General features: G+C 65.0%; 20 protein-coding genes and 1 tRNA gene. 11 read left to right on the forward strand and 10 right to left on the reverse strand.

Annotated elements, in window-relative coordinates:
• Nucleotides 1-51: 51 nt before the first annotated feature.
• From cimA to cysS, 3 genes are read right to left on the reverse strand one after another with little or no spacing between them, the layout of a single operon-like run.
• Nucleotides 52-1,662, reverse strand: coding sequence for a citramalate synthase (cimA, locus tag QZV93_RS12690; RefSeq protein ID WP_295558962.1), 1,611 nt, complete (start codon nucleotides 1,660-1,662; stop codon nucleotides 52-54).
• Nucleotides 1,663-1,667: 5 nt separating this feature from the next.
• On the reverse strand, nucleotides 1,668-2,162 hold the full coding sequence (locus QZV93_RS12695) for a GNAT family N-acetyltransferase (protein ID WP_295558963.1): 495 nt from the start codon (nucleotides 2,160-2,162) through the stop codon (nucleotides 1,668-1,670).
• Complete coding sequence (gene cysS / locus QZV93_RS12700; protein ID WP_295558965.1) at nucleotides 2,159-3,580, reverse strand: cysteine--tRNA ligase; 1,422 nt, start codon at nucleotides 3,578-3,580, stop codon at nucleotides 2,159-2,161. Before cysS ends, QZV93_RS12695 begins: the two co-directional genes overlap by 4 nt.
• A gap of 385 nt (nucleotides 3,581-3,965) precedes the next feature.
• On the opposite strand from cysS, the gene QZV93_RS12705 reads away from it, so the two are divergent.
• The gene (locus QZV93_RS12705; RefSeq protein WP_295558967.1) at nucleotides 3,966-5,120 is read left to right on the forward strand and encodes a DUF2865 domain-containing protein; all 1,155 of its coding nucleotides are present in this window, start codon (nucleotides 3,966-3,968) and stop codon (nucleotides 5,118-5,120) included.
• A gap of 40 nt (nucleotides 5,121-5,160) precedes the next feature.
• Here the strand turns inward: QZV93_RS12705 and gltX are convergent, their stop codons facing one another.
• Entirely contained in the window at nucleotides 5,161-6,531 is a 1,371-nt protein-coding gene (gene gltX, locus QZV93_RS12710; RefSeq protein ID WP_295558969.1) for a glutamate--tRNA ligase, read from the reverse strand.
• A 240-nt stretch (nucleotides 6,532-6,771) separates the two neighbouring features.
• Here gltX and QZV93_RS12715 point away from each other — a divergent pair, with 240 nt between their 5' ends.
• The 3 genes from QZV93_RS12715 (at nucleotide 6,772) to QZV93_RS12725 (ending at nucleotide 10,579) form a co-directional block, all read left to right on the forward strand.
• Entirely contained in the window at nucleotides 6,772-7,773 is a 1,002-nt protein-coding gene (locus tag QZV93_RS12715) for a hypothetical protein (RefSeq protein WP_295558971.1), read from the forward strand.
• A gap of 246 nt (nucleotides 7,774-8,019) precedes the next feature.
• Complete coding sequence (locus QZV93_RS12720; protein WP_295558973.1) at nucleotides 8,020-10,035, forward strand: acetyl/propionyl/methylcrotonyl-CoA carboxylase subunit alpha; 2,016 nt, start codon at nucleotides 8,020-8,022, stop codon at nucleotides 10,033-10,035.
• A 262-nt stretch (nucleotides 10,036-10,297) separates the two neighbouring features.
• Nucleotides 10,298-10,579: an acylphosphatase gene (locus QZV93_RS12725; RefSeq protein WP_295558975.1), complete on the forward strand. Its 282-nt coding sequence runs from the start codon at nucleotides 10,298-10,300 to the stop codon at nucleotides 10,577-10,579.
• A gap of 17 nt (nucleotides 10,580-10,596) precedes the next feature.
• On the opposite strand, the gene QZV93_RS12730 is transcribed toward QZV93_RS12725, so the two are convergent.
• Nucleotides 10,597-11,445, reverse strand: a complete 849-nt coding sequence (locus tag QZV93_RS12730; RefSeq protein WP_295558977.1) for a LysR family transcriptional regulator — start codon at nucleotides 11,443-11,445, stop codon at nucleotides 10,597-10,599.
• A 284-nt stretch (nucleotides 11,446-11,729) separates the two neighbouring features.
• Between QZV93_RS12730 and QZV93_RS12735 the strand changes: the two genes are divergently transcribed.
• Nucleotides 11,730-12,095, forward strand: a complete 366-nt coding sequence (locus tag QZV93_RS12735) for a hypothetical protein (protein ID WP_295558978.1) — start codon at nucleotides 11,730-11,732, stop codon at nucleotides 12,093-12,095.
• An 81-nt stretch (nucleotides 12,096-12,176) separates the two neighbouring features.
• On the opposite strand, the gene lipB is transcribed toward QZV93_RS12735, so the two are convergent.
• The gene (gene lipB, locus QZV93_RS12740; RefSeq protein ID WP_295558979.1) at nucleotides 12,177-12,890 is read right to left on the reverse strand and encodes a lipoyl(octanoyl) transferase LipB; all 714 of its coding nucleotides are present in this window, start codon (nucleotides 12,888-12,890) and stop codon (nucleotides 12,177-12,179) included.
• A gap of 167 nt (nucleotides 12,891-13,057) precedes the next feature.
• On the opposite strand from lipB, the gene QZV93_RS12745 reads away from it, so the two are divergent.
• From QZV93_RS12745 to QZV93_RS12760, 4 genes are all read left to right on the forward strand, one after another.
• Nucleotides 13,058-13,142, forward strand: a tRNA-Leu gene (locus QZV93_RS12745).
• Between the two features lie 210 nt (nucleotides 13,143-13,352).
• On the forward strand, nucleotides 13,353-13,946 hold the full coding sequence (locus QZV93_RS12750) for a TadE/TadG family type IV pilus assembly protein (RefSeq protein ID WP_295558981.1): 594 nt from the start codon (nucleotides 13,353-13,355) through the stop codon (nucleotides 13,944-13,946).
• Nucleotides 13,943-14,545, forward strand: coding sequence for a TadE/TadG family type IV pilus assembly protein (locus QZV93_RS12755; protein WP_295558982.1), 603 nt, complete (start codon nucleotides 13,943-13,945; stop codon nucleotides 14,543-14,545). The genes QZV93_RS12750 and QZV93_RS12755 overlap by 4 nt, the downstream gene beginning before the upstream one ends.
• 337 nt (nucleotides 14,546-14,882) lie before the next feature.
• Entirely contained in the window at nucleotides 14,883-15,500 is a 618-nt protein-coding gene (locus QZV93_RS12760; RefSeq protein ID WP_295558983.1) for a TetR/AcrR family transcriptional regulator, read from the forward strand.
• Between the two features lie 27 nt (nucleotides 15,501-15,527).
• Here QZV93_RS12760 and QZV93_RS12765 read toward each other — a convergent pair whose 3' ends face one another.
• Nucleotides 15,528-16,364 (reverse strand): metal-dependent hydrolase, encoded by an 837-nt coding sequence (locus tag QZV93_RS12765; protein WP_295558984.1) that lies wholly within the window; start codon nucleotides 16,362-16,364, stop codon nucleotides 15,528-15,530.
• A 252-nt stretch (nucleotides 16,365-16,616) separates the two neighbouring features.
• Here QZV93_RS12765 and QZV93_RS12770 point away from each other — a divergent pair, with 252 nt between their 5' ends.
• Both QZV93_RS12770 and QZV93_RS12775 read left to right on the forward strand, forming a co-directional pair.
• Complete coding sequence (locus QZV93_RS12770) at nucleotides 16,617-17,543, forward strand: cation diffusion facilitator family transporter (protein WP_295558985.1); 927 nt, start codon at nucleotides 16,617-16,619, stop codon at nucleotides 17,541-17,543.
• A gap of 243 nt (nucleotides 17,544-17,786) precedes the next feature.
• Nucleotides 17,787-18,782, forward strand: coding sequence for a FecR domain-containing protein (locus QZV93_RS12775; RefSeq protein WP_295558986.1), 996 nt, complete (start codon nucleotides 17,787-17,789; stop codon nucleotides 18,780-18,782).
• Between the two features lie 27 nt (nucleotides 18,783-18,809).
• Here QZV93_RS12775 and QZV93_RS12780 read toward each other — a convergent pair whose 3' ends face one another.
• The 3 genes from QZV93_RS12780 to QZV93_RS12790 form a co-directional block, all read right to left on the reverse strand.
• The gene (locus QZV93_RS12780; protein WP_295558987.1) at nucleotides 18,810-20,999 is read right to left on the reverse strand and encodes an adenylate/guanylate cyclase domain-containing protein; all 2,190 of its coding nucleotides are present in this window, start codon (nucleotides 20,997-20,999) and stop codon (nucleotides 18,810-18,812) included.
• A 164-nt stretch (nucleotides 21,000-21,163) separates the two neighbouring features.
• Nucleotides 21,164-22,057 (reverse strand): septal ring lytic transglycosylase RlpA family protein, encoded by an 894-nt coding sequence (locus QZV93_RS12785; RefSeq protein WP_295558989.1) that lies wholly within the window; start codon nucleotides 22,055-22,057, stop codon nucleotides 21,164-21,166.
• Between the two features lie 194 nt (nucleotides 22,058-22,251).
• Nucleotides 22,252-23,007, reverse strand: coding sequence for a hypothetical protein (locus tag QZV93_RS12790; RefSeq protein ID WP_295558990.1), 756 nt, complete (start codon nucleotides 23,005-23,007; stop codon nucleotides 22,252-22,254).
• Nucleotides 23,008-23,084 lie beyond the last annotated feature (77 nt).

A 23,084-nucleotide genomic window follows, 5' to 3' on the forward strand; every position in this document is an offset into this window, starting at 1 on the left:
GTGAGACCGATCATTCACGCTTCGGACGGATAGGGTCCAAAGCGATCATGGTCATGCCGCCGTCGCGCCGTCCCTGAGGAGCTTGTAGTTGATGGAGTCGAGGAGGGCCTCGAAGCTGGCATCTATGATGTTCGGCGAAACACCGACGGTGATCCATCGTTCCCCGGTTGCGTGGTCCGCGGTCTCGACCAGAACGCGTGTCACGGCCTCTGTGCCGCCGGTGAGGATCCGCACCTTGTAGTCGACAAGCTCGATGCTCTCGATGTGCTTCTGGTAGCGGCCGAGATCCTTGCGCAAGGCCCGGTCGAGGGCGTTGACGGGACCGTTACCTTCGCCCACCGACCAGAGCGGCTCGCGGTCGCCGTTGATGAAGACCTTGACGGTCGCTTCCGAGACGGTGACCAGCTCGCCCACGGCATTGTGGCGGCGCTCGACCATGACGCGGAAGCTGTCGACCGAAAAGAAGCGCGGGACGTTGGCGAGGTGGCGGCGGGCCAAAAGCTCGAAGGAGGCTTCAGCCGCCTCGTAGGCGTAGCCGGTGGACTCGCGCCCCTTCACCTCGTCGAGCAGGGTCTGGATGCGCGGGTCGTCCTTGTTGGCGACGAGCCCCAGCCGCTCCAGGGAGGCCAGAACATTGGAACGTCCGGCCTGCTTGGAGACGAGCAGGCGGCGCTCGTTGCCCACCGCCTCGGGCGGCACATGCTCGTAGGTTTCGGGTTCCTTCAGGATCGCCGAGGCATGAATTCCGGCCTTGGTGGCGAACGCGCTCTCGCCCACGTAGGGCGCGTGACGATTGGGGGCCTCGTTAAGAACCTCGTCGAGCACACGGCTCGCGTGCGTGAGGGTGCGCAGGCGCTCAGGCGAGACGTTGGTCTCGAAGCGCTCGGCAAAGTCCTTCTTCAGCAGCAGCGTCGGGATGATCGACGTCATGTTGGCGTTGCCGCAGCGCTCGCCGAGGCCATTCAGCGTGCCCTGGATCTGGCGGCATCCCTGGCGCACGGCGGCCAGCGTGTTGGCGACGGCATTGTCGGTGTCGTTGTGGGTGTGAATGCCGAGGTGGTTACCCGGCACGTGCTTCGCCACCTCGGCGACGATGCGCTCGACCTCATGGGGCAGCGTGCCGCCGTTGGTGTCGCAGAGCACGACCCAGCGGGCGCCGGCGTCGCGGGCCGTCCTGGCGACGGCAAGGGCATAGTCGGGGTTGCCTTTGTAGCCGTCGAAGAAGTGCTCGCAATCGAGCATGGCCTCGCGACCCGAAGCGACGACGGCCTCGATGCTCTCGGCGATGGCGGCGAGGTTCTCCTCGTTGGTGATGCCGAGGGCGACGCGCACGTGATAGTCCCATGACTTGGCAACGAGGCAGATGCTGTCGGCCGCGGACGTCAGCAAAGCCTGCAGGCCGGGGTCGTTGGAAACAGAGCGGCCGGCGCGCTTCACCATGCCGAATGCGGTGAAGCGGGCATGGCGGAACGATGGCTTGGTCCTGAAGAATTCGGAATCGGTATCGTTGGCGCCCGGGTAGCCGCCTTCCACATAATCGAGGCCCAGATCGTCGAGGATGGCCGCAATGCGCCGCTTGTCCTCGAGCGAGAAGTCGACGCCCGTCGTCTGCGCGCCGTCGCGCAAGGTCGTATCGAAGAGATAGAGGCGTTCCTTGGTCATCGGGATCAGCCGTCGTTGGCGGCGCCGAGCCGCTTTTTCATGGTCGTGTTGGGCAGCCAGAGGTCGTCGCGGGGGACCATGTTGCGCTGGGTGGCAACATAGCCCCGCCCTTCGAAGAAGGGTTCTGCCGTGTCGCTGGATTCGACGGTGATCTCCTTGGCTCCGCGGCCCTTGGCAAGGCGCTCGATGGCGTCAGCGAGCGCGCTGCCAATGCCCTGGCCGGAAAAATGGGGATGCACGTAGAGCATCTCGAAGCTGTCGTTGTTCTTCAGCGATGCAAAACCCGCGTATTCTCCGTCCACTTGGACGACGAGGGTCACCATGCCACCGAGCTTGGCCGCGAAGGCCTCGGCGTCGGCGGCCGTCGCGGCCCAGGCCACGCGCTGATCCTCGTCGTAGTCCTCAGCGGTCAGTTCCTCAATCGACTGCGCGAACAGCTCGCGGAGCGCCATGGTATCGGCGGTGAGGAACGGCCGCAGCGGGTAGGCGGTGGTCGTCATCGGGCGACCTCCCAGGTGGTGACGATCTCGCCGGTGCTGGGGTCCTTGGCGTCCTTGACGGCGACGCCCATGGCGGCCAGCTCGTCGCGGAGGCGATCGCTCTCCTTGAAGTCCTTGGCCCTGCGCGCAGCGAGCCGGGCGGCGACGAGGGCATCGACCTTGTCCGCATCCACGGATACCGCTTCCACGCCGACGTTCAGCGCATCGCGGGTTTCGCCGCCGTAAAGACCCATGAAATCGAGGGTGGCGCGCAGCTCCGACGCCGCATCAGCGTTGCGCCTGGCGGACTTGGCGAGACCATAGACAATCGAGAGCGCGCTCGGCGTGTTGAGATCGTCGGATAGGGCGGCGACGACATCGGCATTCGGCGCAGCGGCCGGCTCGACGGAGGCGAGAAGGTCGGCGAAGTCGAGCAGCGTGGCGCGAGCCTGCAGCAGGCGCTCGGCGGTCCAGTCGATGGGCTGGCGGTAGTGCGTGCCGAGCATGGCCAGGCGGATGACGCGGCCGTGCCACTGGCTGGCGCCGAACGCCTTGCTTGCCAGCAGCTCGTTGATGGTGATGAAGTTGCCGAGCGATTTCGACATCTTCTCGCCTTCCACCTGCAGGAAGCCGTTGTGCATCCAGACGTTGGCCATCACGGGCAGACCGTGGGCGCAGCGCGACTGGGCGATCTCATTCTCGTGGTGCGGGAAGACGAGATCGATGCCGCCGCCATGGATATCGAACACGGGGCCTAAGTGCTTTTCCGACATGGCCGAGCATTCGATGTGCCAGCCGGGGCGGCCGGGTTCGGCGATGCCGCTGGGCGAGGGCCAGGCGGGCTCGCCGGGTTTGGAGGGCTTCCAGAGCACGAAGTCCATGGGGCCCTTCTTGTAAGGGGCCACCTCGACGCGGGCGCCGGCCTCCATCTCCTCGAGCGAGCGGTTGGAGAGGCGGCCGTAGTCCGGCATGGACGAGACGTCGAACAGGACATGGCCCTGGGCAACGTAAGCGTGCTTGCGAGCGACGAGCGCCTCGATGAGACGCTTCATCTCCTCGATGTGCTCGGTGGCGCGAGGCTCGACGGTCGGCGGGAGCACGCCGAGTGCTGCGATGTCGTCGTGGAACTGCTTTTCCGTGGCGCCGGTCACGCGGCGGATGGCCTCGTTGAGGGGCAGGTCGGGGAAGTCCTTGGCGGCGCGCGCGTTGATCTTGTCGTCGACGTCAGTGATGTTGCGCACATAGGTGACGTGTCCGGCCCCATAGAGGTGGCGGAGCAGGCGGAACAGCATGTCGAAGACGATGACGGGGCGGGCGTTGCCGATGTGGGCGTAGTCGTAGACCGTCGGCCCGCAGACATACATGCGGACGTTGGCGGGATCGATCGGCTCGAACGGCTCCTTGCGCCGCGTCAGCGTATTATAGAGCGTGAGCGACACGCGTCCTCTCCTCATGCTTTGCGCGGCCCGGCTCAAGGCACGCGCAGGGCAGTGCTCCGACTGGCGGGGCGCTTCTCTGTCTTGTCATGAGGCAAAGAACGGGGCCGCGCGCCAGCCGTGTATGACTAGCTCGAAATGATAATAATGCCGCAAATCGTGACGGCAGGGTTGCGCAGCGTGGTTCTCATGCGCCCGTGTTATGGGGGGCCGGCTCAATGGCGTCAAGCGGACACAGGGCCGGCAAGGGCTCCGATACCCGTGAACAACAGGCGAGACGCCGCAATTCTCCCGCATTGACCGCTTATCCCGGGCCTCCCATAGTATGAATGAGTGATCAATTGCGGGGGCTTGGTCCAGGGACCGGGTTCCCTGGCTTCGATGGGCGATGGCAAGAAACGGTCAACGTGGCGTGCGGCGCCAGATCCTCGATCTCATATCCGGGCAGCGGACGCGGGCGGCATTCGTCGGGCTTGCGGTCGTCGTTCTGGCGGGCGGCGTGGCCGTGCCGGCACTGGCTCAGAGCTGGTGGCCGTTCGGTGGCAACGACGAGCAGCCGCGGTCCCGTCCGGGGCCGGTTCCGAGCGCTCCCGTGTATGGAGATCCCGACGACCCGGCGTCGCAGGGGCAGCCCGGATTGCGCGGCAACTCGGTCTGTCTCGAGCTCGAGCAGCGGCTCGTGCAGGAGGGGCAGCGCGGGGGCGATTCCCGCAATCTCATTCCGATGGTCCAGAACGAGCTGCGGCAAGTGGAGGACGTCTACCGGGGCCAGCGGCGCGAACTCGATCGGGCGGACTGCTACGAATACTTTCTGTTCTCTAAGACCTTGAAGAAGTCGCGCCGTTGCGTCGATCTCGCCAATCAAGCGGACGATGCGCGCCGCCGCATCGACGATCTCGAGGTGCAGCTGCGGCAGCTCGAAGGTTCGTCGGGGCGCTCCTATCAGGACGAGATCATCCGGGAGCTGGCGCGCAACAACTGCGGGCCCAACTACCAGCAGCAAGCGCGGCGGCAGAGCGGCGGCGGCATTTCCGGCTTCTGGGACGACGAAGAGAGCAGCGGCGGCTATGGCGGCGGGTCGAGCTTCGGCGCGTTGCCCTATGCCACCTACCGCACAGTGTGCGTGCGGCTCTGCGACGGCTACTATTTCCCGGTCAGCTTCTCGACGCTGCCCAACCACTTCCAGCGCGACGAAGAGGTTTGCCATTCGAAGTGCGCGTCGCCGGCGTCGCTCTATTACCATCAGAATCCGGGCGCGGGCATGGAGCAGGCGGTGGAGGCGCGCAGCAACGTGCCCTATACGCAGCTCAAGAGCGCCTTCCTCTACCGCAAGCAGTACGTCAACGGCTGCTCGTGCAAGATGGCCGAGTACAAGCCGGAGCCGGGTGTGACGGTGGAGCAGGGCGCGGGCGGCGCGGGCGACGGATGGACGGCGCAGGTGCCGACCGGCTCGACCGGTGGTCAGGCGCCGCCGCCATCACCGCCGCCGCAGCAAGCGCCGCAAGGCGGCGGCGAGCAGCTGCCGTGGTCGACCGCGCCTTAGGCTCGGCCTTCTATCTTCCCTTTTCTCGTGAAGACGGCACCTATCCGCGGCGGCCGCGGAGGCGGGCTTCGGCGCGGGTGCGACCGATCAGAGGCAGCAGGGCTTTCAGCTCGGGGCCGGCGTCACGGCCGGTCAGCGCGAGGCGCAGCGGGTGGAACAGGGCGCGGCCTTTGAGTCCCGTCTCCTTCGACACGGCGCCGGTGAGGGTCGGCCAGGTGCTCAAATCCCAAGGCTCGGGCGGCAACAGGTCCGCTGCCTTGGCACTCAGTTCCCTATTCTCGATCACGGGCTCGATCTCGCCGGCCACGACGGTCCACCAATCGCGGGCATCGGGGAGCACGGTAAGATTGCCGCGCACGGCTTCCCAGAATTGGGCGCCGCCCGCGACGCCGAGCGTCTCCAGCCGGGTCGCCACGTCCTCGTAGGGAAGCTTGTGCAGCAGCTTGGCATTGAGCGCCTTCAGCTCCTCGACATCGAAACGGCCGGGTGCCGTCGAAATCTTGCCGAGGTCGAATAGCTCGGCCAGCTCGCGGAGCGCGGCATGGGGCTCGATGGCGTCGGAGGTGCCGAGGAGGGCGGCGTGGGAGAGGACCGCCATCGGCTCGAGGCCTTCGTTGCGGAAGGTCTCGATCGAGAGCGTGCCGAGGCGCTTGGAGAGCGCATGGCCGTCGGCGCCGATCAGGAGGCTGTGGTGGGCGAAGGCGGGCGGCGCGGCGCCAAGAGCCTCAAAGATGGCGATCTGGACGCCGGTGTTGGTGACGTGATCCTCGCCGCGTACGATGTGCGTGATGGCGAAATCGATGTCGTCGACGACGCTGGTGAACGTATAGAGCGGTGTACCGTCCTCGCGGATGAGCACCGGGTCCGAAAGCGAGCCGATGTCCACCGTCTGATCGCCGCGGACGAGGTCGTTCCAGGAGACAATGGTGGGGAGCGGCGCGAGGCCGCCCTCGGGGCTGGTGTTGTCCAGACGGAAGCGCCAATGAGGCTTGCGGCCCTCTTTTTCGAGCCGGGCCCTGTCGTCGGCGGTGAGCTTCAGTCCGGCGCGGTCGTAGATGGGCGGCAGGCCGCGGCCAAGCTGGCGCTTTCGCTTGCGATCGAGCTCATCCTCGCTCTCGTAGCAGGCGTAAAGGCGGCCGGATGCCTTCAACGCCTCTGCAACCTCGGCGTAGCGGGCAAGCCGGAGCGACTGACGCTCCTCGCGCTGCCATGAGAAGCCAAGCCAGCGGAGGTCCGTGCGAATCCCCTCGGCGAAGGCCTCCGTCGAACGCTCCATATCGGTATCGTCGAGGCGCAGGAGGAATGAGCCGCCGTGCTTCTCAGCAAGGAGGTAATTGAGGATCGCCGTGCGGATGTTGCCGATATGAAGGCGTCCGGTGGGGCTCGGCGCGAAGCGGACAAGTGGTTTCATGAGTGGCAGCCCAGGAGAGGCGCTGGCCGGATCGGCGGCGCCGGCCGCACCCTATAGCGCAGCAGCGAGAACTCAAGTGGTCCTGCGCATCGCTCTGCCGGCCGGTCGACGCGGCCATTGCGCAACACCTTGGTCCAACATGGCTTCCTGTCCGTTCGTTCCGAGCCGAGCATTAGGCGATTGGTAAGGATGCATCGCCTAGGGTCTGGGTCAGTGCAGTGCTCGCGGCGGGGAAGTTGCATGCGTGTGGTCAAGTCGGTTCCGGTTGAAGATTTCGAGTTCCGCGGCAGCATCAAAGACAGCGACGTCACCCGGCTCAAGAGAGCCTTTGCGGAAGATCCGCACATCCGTGACAACGAGGCCGAAGCTCTCCTGCGGCTCAACCGCTCCTGCCCTGTGCAGGCGCCGTCCTGGAGCGGCTTTCTCGTCGATGCCATTGCCGACTACATTCTCAACCAGAGCGGTCCCGAGGGCTACATTACGGTCGAGAAAAGCCGTTGGCTCACCGGCAAGCTGGTAACCGACGGCTGGATCGCCAATCGGGCGGAGTTCGATCTCCTGGTTGCCATCCTCGGCCGCGCGCGCTGGTTCCCGCTCAGCCTCGCGACATTCGCGCTCGAACAGGTGGCCGGCGCCGTTGCCCACGGCTTCGGTCCGTTGCGGCGCGGGCACGGTCCGCTCGCGGGTCAAGGGGTGGTGCCCGGCAGCATCTCGGATGCCGAGGTGGCACTCATTCGCGAGATCCTCAATGCTTTCGGCGGCGAGAGCGCACTGCCGTTGACGCGAACCGAATCCGAGGTGCTGATCGGCATCAATAAGGCGGTGTCGAACCGGCCTGTCCCGGCTGCGTGGACCGATCTCTTTGCCAAGGCGCTGGCCAACGTCGTGCTGGCGGAGCACGGGTATGCGGTTCCGCCGCGTGCGGTTGCGCTGCGGCCGGCCGTAAGCGAGGAGTTGGCGCCCGAGGCGCAAATCGCCGCTTCGCTCGGGCGTCTCAGGCACGACTATCATACCCAGTCGAGCGAGGAACGGGCACTGGCCCGGCTCGAGCGGCAGCGGATCGAGATCGTGACCGGCGAGGAGATTGTCGACGAGGAGCCGGGCTGGCTGACGCAGCGGATCCTTTCCAGCCTCAGGCCTTCGGCCATCGAGGCGGCGGTGCTCGCGCATCTCGACCGCGAGTGCCTGATCGGGGAACCGGGCCGGCGGCTTGGGGTCGGGTTCAGCGGCTTCGCCGCCTAAGGCGCCAATCGCCCTTGCGGACGGCCAAATTGACGCGCTCCGAGCCTCCGGGGTGAGCCCTGCCGCCGCTTGCACCCTTTCAGGGCTGGACGGCCTCAGGTCCGGGCAGCCTGCGAAATTCTGTATCATTCCCGTCATAGAGGCTCGCTCGCCGGCCATTGATCGCGGTTTACGCGCTCGGCGGGTTTAGTCTAGAAGAGCCTAATCGACGCTTCCCCCGACATTCAGACAGGGCGCCAAGGGCTAATGTTCAAGAAAATCCTCATTGCCAATCGCGGCGAGATCGCCTGCCGCGTGATCAAGACCGCGCGCAAGATGGGCATCAAGACGGTGGCGGTCTACTCGGACGCCGACCGTGATGCGCTGCACGTCGAGATGGCGGACGAGGCGGTCCACATCGGGCCCCCGCCGGCGGCGCAATCCTACCTGCTGATCGACAAGATCGTGGCGGCCTGCAAGGAAACGGGCGCCGAGGCGGTGCATCCGGGATACGGCTTCCTTTCGGAGCGCGAGGCATTCCCGATCGCGCTCGAGAAAGCCGGCATCGTGTTCATCGGTCCCAACCCCAAGGCGATCGCCGCCATGGGCGACAAGATCGAAAGCAAGAAGGCCGCGGCCAAGGCCAAGGTGTCGACCGTGCCCGGCTACATGGGCGAGATCGAGGACGAGAAGCACGCGATCAAGATCGCCGAGGAAATCGGCTATCCGGTGATGATGAAGGCATCTGCGGGCGGCGGCGGCAAGGGCATGCGCATCGCCTTCAACCGCAAGGAAGTCGAGGAAGGCTTCCCGCTGGCGCGTTCGGAGGCCAAGGCGTCGTTCGGCGACGACCGCATGTTCATCGAGAAGTTCATCGTCGATCCGCGCCATATCGAGATCCAGCTGATCGGCGACAAGCACGGCAACGTCATCTATCTCGGTGAGCGCGAGTGCTCGATCCAGCGGCGCAACCAGAAGGTTATCGAGGAGGCGCCGTCGCCGCTGCTCGACGAGAAGACGCGCCGCGCCATGGGCGAGCAGGCGGTCGCGCTGGCGAAGGCGGTCGGCTACGACTCGGCCGGAACCGTCGAATTCGTGGCCGGGCAGGACCGCAGCTTCTTCTTCCTGGAGATGAATACGCGCCTCCAGGTCGAGCATCCGGTTACGGAGCTGGTGACGGGTGTCGATCTCGTGGAGCTCATGATCCGGGGCGCTGCCGGCGAGAAGCTGCCGTTCAAGCAATCGGACGTGAAGCTCAACGGCTGGGCGATCGAGAGCCGCGTCTACGCCGAGGACCCGTTCCGCAACTTCCTGCCGTCGATCGGGCGTCTCGTGAAGTACCGTCCACCCGCCGAGGAGACGCGCGACGGGCTTACGGTGCGCAACGACACCGGCGTCTTCGAGGGCGGCGAGATCTCCATGTTCTACGATCCGATGATCGCCAAGCTCGTGACGCATGGACCGACGCGCATCGCGGCCATCGATGCGCAGGCGGAGGCGCTGGACGCGTTCTATATCGACGGTATCCAGCACAACGTGCCGTTCGTGACGGCGCTGATGCATCATCCCCGCTGGCGCGAGGGGCGGCTTTCCACGGGGTTCATCGCCGAAGAGTATCCGGAAGGCTTCAAGGGCCGGGTTGCCCAGGGCGAGGAGCTGGTCGTGCTGACCGCGGTGGCTGCGGCCATCGACCACCGGCACAACACGCGGCGGCGGCAGATCAGCGACCAGATGGCGAACGGAGCGTTCCAGTTCGCCAAGCGGCGCGTGGTGGATGTGGGCGGACAACGCCAGAGCGTCGAGATCGGCGGCGAGGGCGACCTTGTGCATGTGAGCTTCTTCGGCGCGGACGGGGCGGTCCAGCAATCGGTGTCGGTCAGCTCGGGCTGGTCGGCCGGCGAGCCCGTGTGGCGAGGGCAGGTTGCCGGCAAGAGCGTGGCGGTGCAGGTGCGGCCCATCCTCAACGGCGCGACGCTGTCGTATCGGGGCGTCCAGGCGCCGGTCTTCGTTTATACGGGGCGCGAGGCCGAGCTTGCGAGCCTGATGCCGGTGAAAGCGGCCGCCGACATGAGCAAGTTCCTGCTCTGTCCGATGCCGGGGCTCGTCAAGGCCATCAATACGAGCGAGGGCGCCGAAGTGAAGGCGGGCGATGCACTCGCGGTGGTCGAGGCCATGAAGATGGAAAACATCCTCAGGGCGGAACGCGACGGCAAGGTGAAGAAGGTCAACGCCAAGCCCGGAGACAGCCTGGCCGTCGACGCGGTGATCCTCGAGTTCGCTTGAGGCGCCGAGCGTCACAACCGTGGTTTCACGCGATTGCGCCTTCCTTCCCGAGCCGGGGAGGGAGGCGTTTTACTCGGCAAGAGGCCGTGAAGCGATCGCGGCGCTTCCACTTGTCATCCTCGGCTTCATGCCGAGGATCCAAAGTTCAATGCGCCCCCGTGGCGGTCGTTTCGCACGCCGCTTGACCTCAAGTGGGATGCGCGTTGGATCCTGGGCACAAGGCCTAGGATGACAGGTCACGGGCAGCCGGCAGTAGGAAAGAGTGGCCGTGAGAACGGTTCAGGTCAGGATCGAAGGCCGGGTCCAGGGTGTGGGCTACCGGCTGTGGACGCAGCGGACGGCGGTGGGCCTCGGATTGCGTGGATGGGTGCGCAATCGGCGGGACGGCTCGGTCGAGGCGGTGTTTCAGGGGGAGGAGGCGGACGTTGCGGCAATGATCGCGGCCTGCAAGGACGGGCCGCGGGCGGCTCAGGTCGCGACGGTGAATGTGCTGGCCGATGGCGCCGGTGCTTTCACCGGCTTCGAGGTCCGCGAGACGGCGTAGTTCAGGCTCCCCGACATCTAGCCGAGGCGGGCGGCGGCGGCACGCAGGCCGGTGATGATCAGCTCGTAGGTCTCCTCGTCGCGGGCCTCGGGGTAGACCATGTAGACCGGATAGACGAAGCGGCGCGCGCGTTTGGGCTGGCGCAGGCGTCCGCGGGCCACGTGGTGCTTCACGATACGGGACGGGAAGTAGGCCGAGGCCTCGTTGGCCAGGAGATAGTCGATGCTGACCGAGCCGAGGTCCAGGTGGAGACCGGGGTTCGTCAGCTCCGGGTAGGCTGCGGCATGGTCCTGCTGAAAATCGGGCCCCCAATCGACGAAGATATAGTCGCTGACGGCGCGCCGCCCGGTGAGTTTCGCGCTCGTCACCAGCACGAACTCCTCGTCGAAAAGGTGTTCGACGACATGCCCGGGAGGCTGGATGGGCCGATACATCACGGCGAGATCGAGCGTTCCCTCGATCAGGCGCTGGCTCAACGTGGTGGACGGCGCCGAGATGGCGGAGACGGCGATGTCGGGGCTGTCGGTGCGCAGGCGCGCGACCCACTTCAAGAGGAATCCCTGCCACAATCCGAGTGTCGCCCCCACGGCGAGATGGTCGCGGTGCTGGTCAGACAGGCTGACTTCAAGCTGCGCGCGCTGCCAGACACGGACAAGCGCGAGGGCATGCTTCCTGAACTGCTCGCCGGCCGCGGTGAGGTCGGCGCCTGACTTGGATCGCTCGAAGAGGGGGCGGCCGAGAAGCTCCTCGAGCCCCTTGATGCGCGCGGAAACGGTGGATTGCGTGATGTTCAGCTTCTCGGCGGCTTCGATGAAGCTGCCCGTCTCAGCGACCATCAGAAACGTTCGTGCGAGATTGATGTCCATGGGGTGCTCGCAACGCGTCGAGGCGTTCGAATGCTATCTATCGAAATTTTCGATAGGGGTCACCGGAAATTTCCGTTTGAAGAGGGGATTGATTCTGACCACATTGAAACCCGGCCCGACGTGAGTCGGGTCAGATTCGGCCCAGCACATGCTGGGCGTTCAATGGAAGGACTAACGAAGATGGCTAAAGCTGCTAAGAAGCCCGCCGCGAAGAAAGCTGCAAAGAAGCCCGCGGCGAAGAAGAAGAAGTAACGAGTTTCTGCCTCGAGCTCTCGGAGCTGACCGTGGTTTCCCATCGCGTCGTCCCGGGGTTCCTGATCGCAGTCCTTCTTTCACCCTCAGCCGCTCACCCGGCTTCGATCAAAAATCGGGATGATGTGGACCGTAAGGTCACCGTTATCGAGGGAACATCCCAAAAAGACCATGTTCTCAAGCCGAATGCGGTGCTGAATGGGATTTGCGAGGAGGGGTGCTTGATCCGGCTCGGCGACAGTCAAGACGATCCATTTGAGCTTGAAAGCTCGGACGTCACGTCGATTGAGGAAGGGCAGCTCTACGACGATGGGACGGGGGTGCCGCTGGAATCTGGTTCAGGCGAGTTTGATCCAGGTGCTGGCGCCCAGCCTTCTCAACCCGCCCCAAGTCCGTAGCCGAAGCTCGTCGTAGTGAATTGAGACCCGGCCCCGCTTATCGCGGGCCGGGTTTTCTTTTTTGGCCGACCCGCATGTGTCTCATTTCGAAACAACGACGGGCTCAATTCCAGCGCCGGCAGGATCGGCAAACTCAGTTTCGGCCCCGAACGTCGCCTCGAAACTGGTTCTCAAACACATATCCACATCTTTTATAGACGTGGGGCAGCCGAGGTCTGCGAGGCTCGTGACCCCGCGATCGGCGATGCCGCACGGGACGATGCCGTCGTAGTGGGCGAGGTCGGGGTCCACGTTGAGGCTGATGCCGTGATAGCTCACGCCATGGCGGATGCGGATGCCGATGGCCGCGATCTTGCGCTCGGCGTCGGCGCGATCACGATGGCTCACCCAAACGCCGACGCGTCCGGGGCGCACCTCGCCTCGGATGCCGAGCTGGGCCAGACCGGCAATGACCCATCGTTCGAGGGCACCGACGAACGCACGGACGTCAGTGCCGAAGCGGCGCTGCACGTCGAGCATGACGTAGGCGATGCGTTGACCCGGTCCGTGGTAGGTCAGCTGCCCGCCGCGCCCGCTGGCGAAGACGGGGAAGCGGTCCGGATGCTTGAGGTCTGCATCCCGGGCGCTGGTGCCGGCCGTGTAGAGGGGGGGATGCTCGAGCAGCCAGACGAGCTCGGAGGCCTCGCGCGCATGGATTGCTGCGGCGCGGCGTTCCATCGCGGTCACCGCTGCAGGATAGTCCACGAGGTCACGGCTCGCCGTCCAGGTGACGGGTCTTCTATCGAAATCCATCATAGATAGAGAGTATCACCTCGTGGAGCGGCGCGGGGCCGCACTTTCGACGCGTTTTGGGGCCTGGCGTTTGGTGCTTGCGTTCGCCCCATGCCTCTGTTAGTTCGGCGGGCTCTGGGGGCCTTGTTCCACCGTCGCCGGTTGGATATACGGGCGCTCCAAGCCATGATGCGGTCGTGGCGGAATTGGTAGACGCACTACCTTGAGGTGGTAGCGGGGCAACCCGTGGAAGTTCGAGTCTTCTCGACCGCACCAACGATTTCCTTTCGACGCCCGAACCGGCGTTTGCGGGATGTCCCCGAAGGGGCGCCCGTGCCCGGTTTGCCGTGTTCGGCTCTGCCGACGGCGGGCGCCGGGTAACCGGTTCTTTACCCTCCTCCCCGGAAGGGTTTGGGCGTCAACTATTCCTATATATGACCGGCTCTAGGCTCACGGTTCGTTCAACCACCCGTGCGTCTGGCTCTCATGCGTCCATCCCGCCTCGGCTGCATCCGTTTCAGCGTCGCCTTGCAGGTGCGTCGCTTCCGCGCCGATGTGCGCGGCGTCACAGCCATCGAGTTCGGGATGGTGGCTGCTCCGTTCTTCATCTTCCTGATGGGGATCATGACGCTCGGGACACAGTATCTTACCTCGCATTTTCTGGAATACGGCGCCGAGGTAGCGGCCCGCAAGCTCAGAACAGGCGAGGCGCAGAAGGCCGGGCTGACGTTGGCTCAGTTCCGCACCCTGTACTGCAACTCCGTCGGCTTCATGGTGGATTGCGACGCCCATCTGCTCAAAATTCATATCAATAGCAGTCAGCGGTTCGCCGATCTGCCGCAGGTCAATTGCATGACGAGCGGCGGCGATCTTGCCGAGCCACCCGGCAACCCGGGGGACAATATCCGCACGCGTGCCGGCGATGCGAGCAACGCCGTGAAAGTGAACATTTGCTACGACTGGCAGGTCGGGGTCGCTTTCTGGAAAACGCTTTGGGCCGTTCTCAATCCGGATCACGCCGTCGCCGACAAGTTGGTCCTCTCGACCGCCACGGCTTTCCGGTCGGAGCCCTACGAATGATGACGAGGACTTCCAGGCTCGCCGCAGCCATCCGCAGCTTCGTCCGCGATATCGGCGGTGTTGCTGCCGTCGAGTTCGGCTTTATTGCGCCGGTTCTATTGGTGATGCTGCTCGGAGCCATCGAAGTCACCCGGGCGATGTCGATCAACACCCGGATCAGCCTTGCGACCAGCATGGTGGCAGACCTCGTCGCCCGCGAGCAACAGTTGACCGGGGACGATGTCAGGGCGATCTACGAAATCGCCAACGAAATCATGGCGCCTTACGATGGCAGCAAGCTCGACCTGTCGCTCATTCCGATCATGTCGGCCTCGAACAACGCCAGCCGGACGCTCGTCTACCCGTCCGTGACGAACCGGCCTCCGCACAATCACGGCACCGTGCCGGCCAAATGCCAAGCCTATTCGCTCGCGTCCGGCATGCTGAAGACCAACGAAAGCGTGATTGTCGTCGAGGCGCGGTACATGTTCGAGCCCTTGTTCGGCTCCTATATTTTGAATGCCGGTCCCTGGACGAAGAAGGCCTACGCCAAGCCGAGGAAGTCGCTTTGCGTCGCGTTCGATGGGGCAACCTGCACGTCGAGCTGCTTCTCGTCCTGATTCAAGCTGGACCAATGTTCGGGTGCAGATCATCCGTGTGTGATCTGGAATCCATGGGTGTGTCCAAGCGATTGCAGGCTCCCCGAATATTCAGTATGCTGTGGCCGTGGGCGAGGCTTTTTTGGCTGAAGCTGTCCATGCCTATCTCTGCTGCGGAACGGATTGCGGTCCGTGTTCGTTCGCATGGGATGATGTAGCGTGCGTCGGCGTGGCAAACACGCAACACGCACACATATGATGTCGAGGGGTGATCGGCCGCGCGCGTCGGTTGCAATGCGGTTGCGTCGGGTTTCAATGCCGCCCTAAGCGGTTTCGTCTTCGTACGCAAGAGAGGGTTATGGGCCGTCGATCCCTTCATACCGCGGAAGAGCTGCGCGAATTGATCATCAGCGCGTCGACTGAGCTCATTCAGGAAGCAGGGCTTGGTGGGCTGTCGGCTCGCGAAATCGCACGCCGAATCAACTACTCGCCCGGTACGCTCTATAATTCGTTCGAAAACCTCGACGACCTCGTTCTGACGATCGAGGGGCGGCTGCTGGACAGCCTGCTGGATGCGCTTTCGCGCGTTCCCAAGGGCGGAGATCCGCGTGAACGCGTTCACAAGATCGCGGATTGCTATCTCGAGTTCGCCTCGGGCAACCCGAAGCTCTGGAATCTATTGTTCGAGCATCATATTCCGCTTTCGCGCAACGTTCCGGATGCCTACCGGAAGAAGTTCGATGCGCTGATGGGCAAGGTGGAAGACGCCCTGCGCCCGCTCTCGAAAGGGCTTGGCGCCGACGACATCAAGCGCTCCGCCCGGGTGCTGTGGGCGGGCGTGCACGGCATCTCGACGCTCTCGGCCGCGGACAAGCTTTCCATCATCGCCGAAGGCGACGCGAGCGTGCTGATGGACGACCTGGTGCGGAATTATCTGCACGGCTTCGAGGCCCAGACCTTGCGCAAGGTCGGCTGAAACGCCTTTCCCGTTTACAGAGCCCGGCTATCGGCTCGCGGGGGCGGGGGTCTCCGCCGGCGCCGTTGGCTGGGCCGCCGTCTCGGGGATGGTGCCGGTGGTGATCGGGCTTGCGTCTTTCGGTGCTCCGGCGACGAGGCTGCGCACTTTGACGAGGCCGAACCAGCTCTCCCGCGGCAGCAGCCTCTCATTCAGGCCAGCCCACATGTCGCGGGACGAGAGACCGGAAACGAAGACGCTCGGCGAAGGGGCGAGCCACACCGCCAGCGCGAGGGCGGCCAGCATGGATCCCGTCGCATAGGGGTGGCGTCTGTCGATCAGCTTCAGAGCGGTGCCGAACGAGCTTTTGAGGCGCTTGTCCTCCACGTCGACGGCATAGATCTCATCAAGCGCGAGGTGCACCAGGAAGCCGACGAACATGAAGCCCGCCGCGAGCCAGGCAACTCCAGCGTGCCGATCCATGATGTTGCCGAAGACGACCGCCGTTGCCGCTGCTGAAAAGAGCGCGGCGAGGATCGAGTGCCATATGCCGCGATGAACGGCCATGTTGTGAAAAATAGTGTGCAGTCCGTAACGGACCAGCAGCAGGGTGCCGAGCCAGAGCAGCCAGAGCTCGGCGATCGAATAGCGGTCGGCCACCGAGAACAGCACGGCGAACGAGAAGAAGATCGCGAGACCGGCAAACATGGCGCGGCTGGGGCGGCTTTCCTTGAGGTCGATGTCCGGCAGGACAGAGCCAAGCACGCCTGCCAGAGTGATGGGGATCAGGTTTTCCGGCGCGATGACGTTGGCGGCCAGCGTCAGGGTGGCGAGCGAGCCGGAGACCAACGTGCCGGCGGCGATGTGAGTCGTAAAATTGGCCATGGCAAAGCTCCCTGATGCAGGGCCACGCGCCGCTTCATCACGCTGCGGGGCCGCAGTTGTCTTTGGGACCTGATTCTCGCGTTCGCGGGGAGGCGGCGAAGCCGCAATCTGTGTGGATAACGGCAGCACCCGGACAGACTTGCGCGCGGAGAGGCCGCATGCCCAGAGGATGGCGTTTTGCGCGCGTCTCTGGCAGGTAACTGGGGTCATTCGACCCTACTGCTCCGGGGTGCGCGATCGAGAGCTGAAGCATTGGCAAAATCGACATCAAATCCCGACTCGAGCCGAACGCTGCCCCTGATCGCCGGGGGGAGCATCGTGGTCGCGCTCGCCGTCATGGCGATCAAGTATGGCGCCTATCTGGTGACGGGGAGCGTGGCGCTCTACTCGGACGCCCTCGAAAGCATCGTCAACCTGGTTGCGGCTTTAGCGGCGCTGATCGCGATCTACGTGAGCCAACAGCCCGCCGATCGAACGCATCCGTTCGGGCACCACAAGGCCGAATATCTTTCCGCCGTGCTCGAAGGCGCCTTGATCGTGGTGGCGGCCATCCTGATCTTCCGTGAAGCTTACGATGCCTTCGTCACACCGCGTGCGATCGAGGATTTCGGTCTCGGCATGGTGATGAGCGGGGTCGCCACAGCGCTCAACGGCGGATGGTCGGCGTTTCTGATCCGACGGGGGCGGAGCCTCAGGTCGCCGGCGCTGGTGGCGGACGGCTGGCATCTTTTTACCGACGTCATGACGTCGGTCGGCGTGATCGCCGGCCTTGTGCTCGCGGCGGTGACAGGGCTTCAGGTGCTCGATCCGCTGCTCGCGGTGGCGGTTGCGGGGTACATTCTCTGGAGTGGGTCGAATATTGCCCTTGCCTCCGTGAGCGGCCTCATGGACGAAGCGGCGAGCAGTGCCATCCAGGCCCGCATCCGCGACGCGATCCAGCGCAGTGGGGATGGTGCGCTGGAAGCCCACGACGTGCGGACCCGGCAGGCCGGGCGCGCGATCTTCATCGAGTTCCATCTCGTCGTGCCAGGGGCGATGACCGTGCTTGCGGCGCATGAGATCTGCGACAGGCTCGAAGCGGCGCTGGAGGCCGAGATCGAGGGCTCCGAGGTCGTGATCCACGTCGAGCCCGAGCACAAGGCCAAGGATCATCTCTCCAAAGGCGCGATCCCGATCTGAAGTGCCGTCAGCCACCGATGCCGCCTGTTCCCCAGGGAACTGATTGCCCCTGGCGCGGCATGCTCCTGTTCCCGATGAAACAGCGCATCCTGCGCACAATCGCCCGTCGCTAGGCGGTGGTGCGCCGTTTGCTATACTGGCTGCCTGGTCATGCCGCATCGTTCCGGTTCCGCTGGCAAGCGAGCCGGCCAAAGGCGTTGCCTCGGCGCACGATCGCCGGGCCAACGAAGGAGGATGGCAATCATGAAAATCCCTTCGCCGCTTATGGGCATTTTCGTATTTCTGGCCTCGGCTTCGCACGTGGAGGCGGCTCAACAGCCCATTGGGTCGGCCCTTGTTGTGGTCAATCTCGTAACGGCAGCATTCAACCGCGATACGCGGACGCTGCAAAAGGGCGACCGTGTGCATCAGGACGAGCAGATCGAGGTCGGCAGCGATGCGTCGAGCGAGTTCAAGTTCGATGACGAGACCAAGCTCGCACTCGGCCCTGGCTCGCACCTCAAGCTCGACAAGTTCGTCTACGATCCGGCGAAGAGCAATGGCTCGATCGTGCTCGATCTGGTCAAGGGCACGTTTCGATTCATGACCGGCGTTGCCGAGAAGCCGACATACGTCATCAAGACGCCGGCGGCGGCCATCACGGTGCGCGGCACGATTTTCGATGTCTTCGTCCAGGACACCGAGTCCTGGCTGCTCTTGCACGAAGGCGCAATCCGCGTCTGCAACGTGCGCGGCACCCAGTGCAAGGACTTGACGGAGCCCGGCAAGCTGATCCGCATCACGAGCGGCGGCGACGTGGGGTCTCCGGTGAAGTGGGCGTCGCTCTCGGGCAAGGACAACGTGCCGTTCGACAACGCGTTTCCGTTCGTGGCCAAGACGCCGAGCATCGATCCGACGCCGATCCTGACACGCGATATCATCATTCTGGGCACCCTTCCCGAGGTCGACAATCCTAAGGGCAACGACGAGGACGTCGACAACCCGAAGCGGCGGACCGAGACGACGAAGCCGCCAAAGAAGAAGCGTGCCGAGAAAAAGGACGATGACGAGGACAAGCCGAAGATCAAGAAGAAGAAGCGTCAGGCGAAGAAGGACGATGACGACGATGCGAAACGTGCCGTCGGAACGGCGATCGGCATTGGGATTGGCATCGGGATCGGCAGGCACAGGGGCCACGACCATGGCGGCAGCCGTGGCGGCATGGATGGCGGGCGGAGCATGGGAGGCCGCGGCAAGTAGCAGGTGCAGGCCGGATGCGGTGGCCGCTCAGACCTGGGTCAGGCTCGCGGCATAGTAGTCGAAGAGCCCGTCGATGGGCGGAGCCGCGAGTGCACGGGCGGCGGTCCGGCTGGATGCGATTTCGGCCTCCGCGTCCTGCCGGTTGCCCTGGGTCACCGCCGCGCGGAGCCTTGTGTAGTGCTGGAGAAGCTCAACGAACGCCGGTGAGGCCGCCGTCGTCTCGTCGCCCACGAGCGCGAACAGCCGCTCGGGCTTGTCCTTTCCGCGAAGGCGGGCCGCGATATCGATTTCAAGCAGGGCCAAGCCCGCCGTCTCCGCCGCGCGAGCCGTGCGCTCGCCCATGATGATCGGGGCGCCATAGATTTTGGTGGCGTCCTCGATGCGGGAGGCGACATTCACGGCATCGCCGAGCACGGAATAGTCGAAGCGCTGCGGTGAGCCGACGTTGCCGACGCAGCAGGGGCCGGTGTTGAGGCCAATGCCGATGCGAAGCGGCCGATGGGGCTCACCCTCCGCGGCCTTGCACGCCGCCTGCTCGCGATTGAGCCGCTCCATCGCCAATTGCATGGCGAGTGCCGCGCGGCAGGCGCGCACGGCGTGATCGGGATCGGCAACCGGAGCGTTCCAGAAGGCCATGACGGCGTCGCCCATGAACTTGTCGATGGTGCCGCGGTGGTCGAGGATGATCTCGGAGAGGGGTGTGAACAGGCGGTTGACGAAGCGGATCAGGGTCTCGGCGTCCATGCCTTCCGAGATGCGCGAGAAGCCGCGCACGTCGGCAAAAAGGAGGGTGATATCGCGTGTTTCTCCGCCGAGTTTCAGGCGTGCGGGATCGGCCGCCAACTCTTCCACCAGGGGAGCCGCAACATAGTGACCGAAGGCGCGCTTGACGCGGGCGCGGTCGGTCTCCGTGCGGATGAAGGAGAGGAGTGAGCCCGCAAGGTAGACGGCGAGCAGGGCCAGCGAGGGATAGACCGGGTCGACCAGAAGGCCGCCGCTCGAGAACGCAAGCCACGAGCCCGCCGCGACGGCGGCTACGGCGGCGATGCCCGTCGCGGCGGCCGCGAGCGGGCCCGAGCGGCGGATCAGCGTTGCGACAAGGATGCCGGCGGCGAGCAGGAACAGGATCTCGGCGCCGGTGGCGTAGGCCGGCCGCACGAGGTGGGCTCCCGATAGCATCTGCTCGACGGCCTGGGCGTGGATCTCGACGCCCGGAACCGATGAGGCGAGGGGAGTTGCGCGCAAGTCCAGGAGGCCGGTCGCACTGGCGCCGATCAGAACATAGCGTCCGGTAAAAGCATTGGCGTCGAAGGTGCCGTCGAGCACCTTGTGGGCCGAGACGTAGCGCCGGGGATCGGGGCGGGCGTAGTTGATCCAGAGCTGGCCGTCGCCTGCCGTCGGCAGCACGGTCTCGCCGACACGCACGGTCTCGACGCCGGTCTCTTCTCCGAACGCCAGCACACCGCTGCCGCCCGAGGATCGGATGAAGGCAGTAGTTTCTCCCATTCCCGTCCGCAGGGTCTCGAGTGCGAGCGTGGGAACGAGGACGCCGCCGAGCGTCGTGAGCAGAGGCACCTGACGAACGATCTGATCCTTGGCCGGAAACCAGTTCACGGCGCCGATGCCGGCTGCGGGTTTGGCGAGGACGGGCAAGGGCTCGATGGCGGCGGCAAAGCCTGGAACAAAGAGGCGGGGGTCGTCCCCGGCAACGGCGAAGCTGGCTTTCGGCGGCGCCGGCTTGCGGTTCGTTGCGCTGTCGCCAGCCAGGCCGAGCACGACGGGCAGGCCGGACATGGCACGGGCCAGCATCTCGTCGTTCGACGGCAACGTCGCGAGCTCGGCGACGATGGGCGCCAGCTCGCTTCGGGCTTGGGCTTGCCGCGCCAGAGCCTCGGGCGACAGGCGATCCGGCTCGGCCAGGATCAGGTCGATGGCGACCGTCTTGGCGCCGGCCTTGGTCAAGTGCTCGACAATGCGGGCGATCTCGGACCGAGGCCATGGCCATTGGCCGACCATGGCGAGCGAGGTCTCGTCGATATCGACGATACGGACCGGGAAGGAGGGATCGGCCTCGCGCGGCGCAAGGTTCAGGTAGCTGTCGAAAATCGAAAGGCGAAGCCGCGCCACCGGGCTCGGATCGAGGATGCGCAGCGCAACCGCCGCCACCAGCACCGCCGCGGTGACGACCAGATGCAGCGATGGCCGGAAGAGGGGCATGGATATCCGCGTCTTAAAGTTCTGCTGTCGAAACCAAGGCTAGCCCTGGTCCCAACGGCGGACAAGGAGAGCCGCCGTACTGTCTCGAGCGAATAGGTATTGATGTGAACGCCTGGCGGCGCGTTGCACAGGACGCCCCTCGCGGCCTTGCCGGCCTCAACCGATCAGTCGGCTGGCGCGCTTGGATCCAGAAGGTACCGCTGCAGACCCGACGCAAAATCTATCCTGGCAGCCGGTTCAGGAGACTGCCGGGCCATGAAGCTCTCCCGGCTCACGAGGCGCGGGCCTTGGACGAGGCGTATGCCACGGTTCGCGGGGCGCGGAGGCGTGCGCAACATCACAAGCTCACGGGCGAGCGACGGCGAGACAGCGAGCTGAGGCTTGGGCACCGAGGCACTTCCCAACGCGGCGGTTTCGAAGACAGCGTCGGTGTCGCCGGCCAGGTTTTCGTCGTCCGCCCGCACATCGAAACGCTCCTCGGCCGCTTCGAGCGCCATATCGACTGTCTCGAACCGGCCGAGATAACCCGGAACACGTGGATACTCGCGCCGGCGCACGTAGCTCGCCTCGGACTTCGTCGGAGATTGCAGGACGCTGATAACGAGCGCGGCCACTCCCTGCTTGCGGAAGCCGAGCTTCTCGGCGGCGGCGCGCGATACGTCGAGCTTGCGCTTTCCGCTGTAGGGGCCCGCATTGGTGACGCGCAGCACGGAGGCGTCCCCGGTCTTGGGATTGAAGGCGAGGATAACGGTGCCGTCCGGAAGCAGCGGGCTTGCTGCGTTATCGGGGAGATCAGGGCGGAAGACGGCGCCCGAGCTCGTCAGTCCGCAGGGGTTCAGGCGGTCGACACGGCAGCTGTCGTAGTACGACGCGAGGAGGTAGCCGCGCCATCCGACGAGCGTGTCAGTCTGCGCCAGCGTGCCGACGCGATGACAAAAGCCATGGAAGCAGTAGCGGGAGCCGGGGGACTTTGCCTCCGCAGCCGACATGGCCGCGGCGCCGACGATCAGAGCCGTGGCAGCGCCGATCCAAGCCGGCAGCGCGAGCCGCCAATGCATGGCAAAATACGATGCTGCAACAGGCAGCGGGCGCTGATCACTTGGCATGTGAGGCGGGCCGATTCGCTGAAATCAGTTTCCCGACTTGCGAGACAACCGTGGCAAATGTTTGAGCAGCCTCGCTCAGGCAAGGTAAACGCGCGCTTAATGATCGGACGAAACGGCGTCCGCACGGGGTAATCGGAGGGTGCCGCCTAGATGACGACGGTCGCTTTCTGGCCCATCGCCGACTGGACCTCGCGAAGCGGCGTCGAGGCTCTCCAGACGTTTTCGATGCGGAATTGCTCGTGGCCGCCGCCGAAGATCGACACCTTGACGTCGACATCGCTGGTGCCGAGGCCCAGGAAGCCGAGGGCCAGGATCTTGTGGGCGATGATGTCGTCGCTATAGCGCGTCATGCGGACGTGCAGGGCCGACCAGCTCTCGGGCGCGCGGCCGAGAGCGCTGCCGAAGAGCTGCACGCGCTCCACCTGGGTGCCGCGTACGCGCCAGTAGCTCAGGCGGTCGACAATGAAGACGATGACGAACCAGACCACGAACAGCACCGTGGAGAGGAGCAGGTAGAAGGCGAGGTTCATGTGCAGGAGCAGGGATGGCGGCGTGGCCCAGAGGCCGGGCGTGTTCATGACGACATAGGTTGCCGCCGCCGCGCCTCCGAGAAGGACCAACAAAAGAAGGGCGTTGATACCGCGGGCGCGGACAGAGGTCGCGAGAATGACGAGCAGCAGAAGCAAGGTGAAGGAGAGGCCGACCCACGGGCTCGGATGGATCAACAGCGGTTTCTCCGCGCCGCCGATGACCAGCCGCTCGCCCTGGACGTACGTCAGAGCGGCGCAGAAGAAGCCATAAGCCCAGACGACCCACCAGTAGATGATCGGCGAGTGCGCGTAGATGCGAATTTCCGGTGTGCCCTTTGCCGCGGGCGCGGTCGGCTGATCCGGCGTAACCATTGCGGCGTGCTCCCCCAGTTTTTGTGGGCGAACTGTCGCTCGGCTCCCGGTGCCTGTCAACGCGAGCCGGCCACGGT

It is taken from the genome of uncultured Hyphomicrobium sp., assembly GCF_902826555.1.
Taxonomy (GTDB): domain Bacteria; phylum Pseudomonadota; class Alphaproteobacteria; order Rhizobiales; family Hyphomicrobiaceae; genus Hyphomicrobium_C.

Bases quoted from the DNA above. Each gene is read 5' to 3' on its own strand.
- QZV93_RS12790 (WP_295558990.1), bottom strand. From the start codon at position 23,007: ATGGTTACGCCGGATCAGCCGACCGCGCCCGCGGCAAAGGGCACACCG.
- QZV93_RS12755 (WP_295558982.1), top strand. From the start codon at position 13,943: ATGATGACGAGGACTTCCAGGCTCGCCGCAGCCATCCGCAGCTTCGTC.
- QZV93_RS12775 (WP_295558986.1), top strand. From the start codon at position 17,787: ATGAAAATCCCTTCGCCGCTTATGGGCATTTTCGTATTTCTGGCCTCG.
- gltX (WP_295558969.1), bottom strand. From the start codon at position 6,531: ATGAAACCACTTGTCCGCTTCGCGCCGAGCCCCACCGGACGCCTTCAT.
- QZV93_RS12715 (WP_295558971.1), top strand. From the start codon at position 6,772: ATGCGTGTGGTCAAGTCGGTTCCGGTTGAAGATTTCGAGTTCCGCGGC.
- QZV93_RS12720 (WP_295558973.1), top strand. From the start codon at position 8,020: ATGTTCAAGAAAATCCTCATTGCCAATCGCGGCGAGATCGCCTGCCGC.
- QZV93_RS12695 (WP_295558963.1), bottom strand. From the start codon at position 2,162: ATGACGACCACCGCCTACCCGCTGCGGCCGTTCCTCACCGCCGATACC.
- QZV93_RS12780 (WP_295558987.1), bottom strand. From the start codon at position 20,999: ATGCCCCTCTTCCGGCCATCGCTGCATCTGGTCGTCACCGCGGCGGTG.
- QZV93_RS12750 (WP_295558981.1), top strand. From the start codon at position 13,353: ATGCGTCCATCCCGCCTCGGCTGCATCCGTTTCAGCGTCGCCTTGCAG.
- QZV93_RS12760 (WP_295558983.1), top strand. From the start codon at position 14,883: ATGGGCCGTCGATCCCTTCATACCGCGGAAGAGCTGCGCGAATTGATC.
- cimA (WP_295558962.1), bottom strand. From the start codon at position 1,662: ATGACCAAGGAACGCCTCTATCTCTTCGATACGACCTTGCGCGACGGC.
- QZV93_RS12705 (WP_295558967.1), top strand. From the start codon at position 3,966: ATGGCAAGAAACGGTCAACGTGGCGTGCGGCGCCAGATCCTCGATCTC.
- QZV93_RS12785 (WP_295558989.1), bottom strand. From the start codon at position 22,057: ATGCATTGGCGGCTCGCGCTGCCGGCTTGGATCGGCGCTGCCACGGCT.
- lipB (WP_295558979.1), bottom strand. From the start codon at position 12,890: ATGATGGATTTCGATAGAAGACCCGTCACCTGGACGGCGAGCCGTGAC.
- QZV93_RS12765 (WP_295558984.1), bottom strand. From the start codon at position 16,364: ATGGCCAATTTTACGACTCACATCGCCGCCGGCACGTTGGTCTCCGGC.
- QZV93_RS12730 (WP_295558977.1), bottom strand. From the start codon at position 11,445: ATGGACATCAATCTCGCACGAACGTTTCTGATGGTCGCTGAGACGGGC.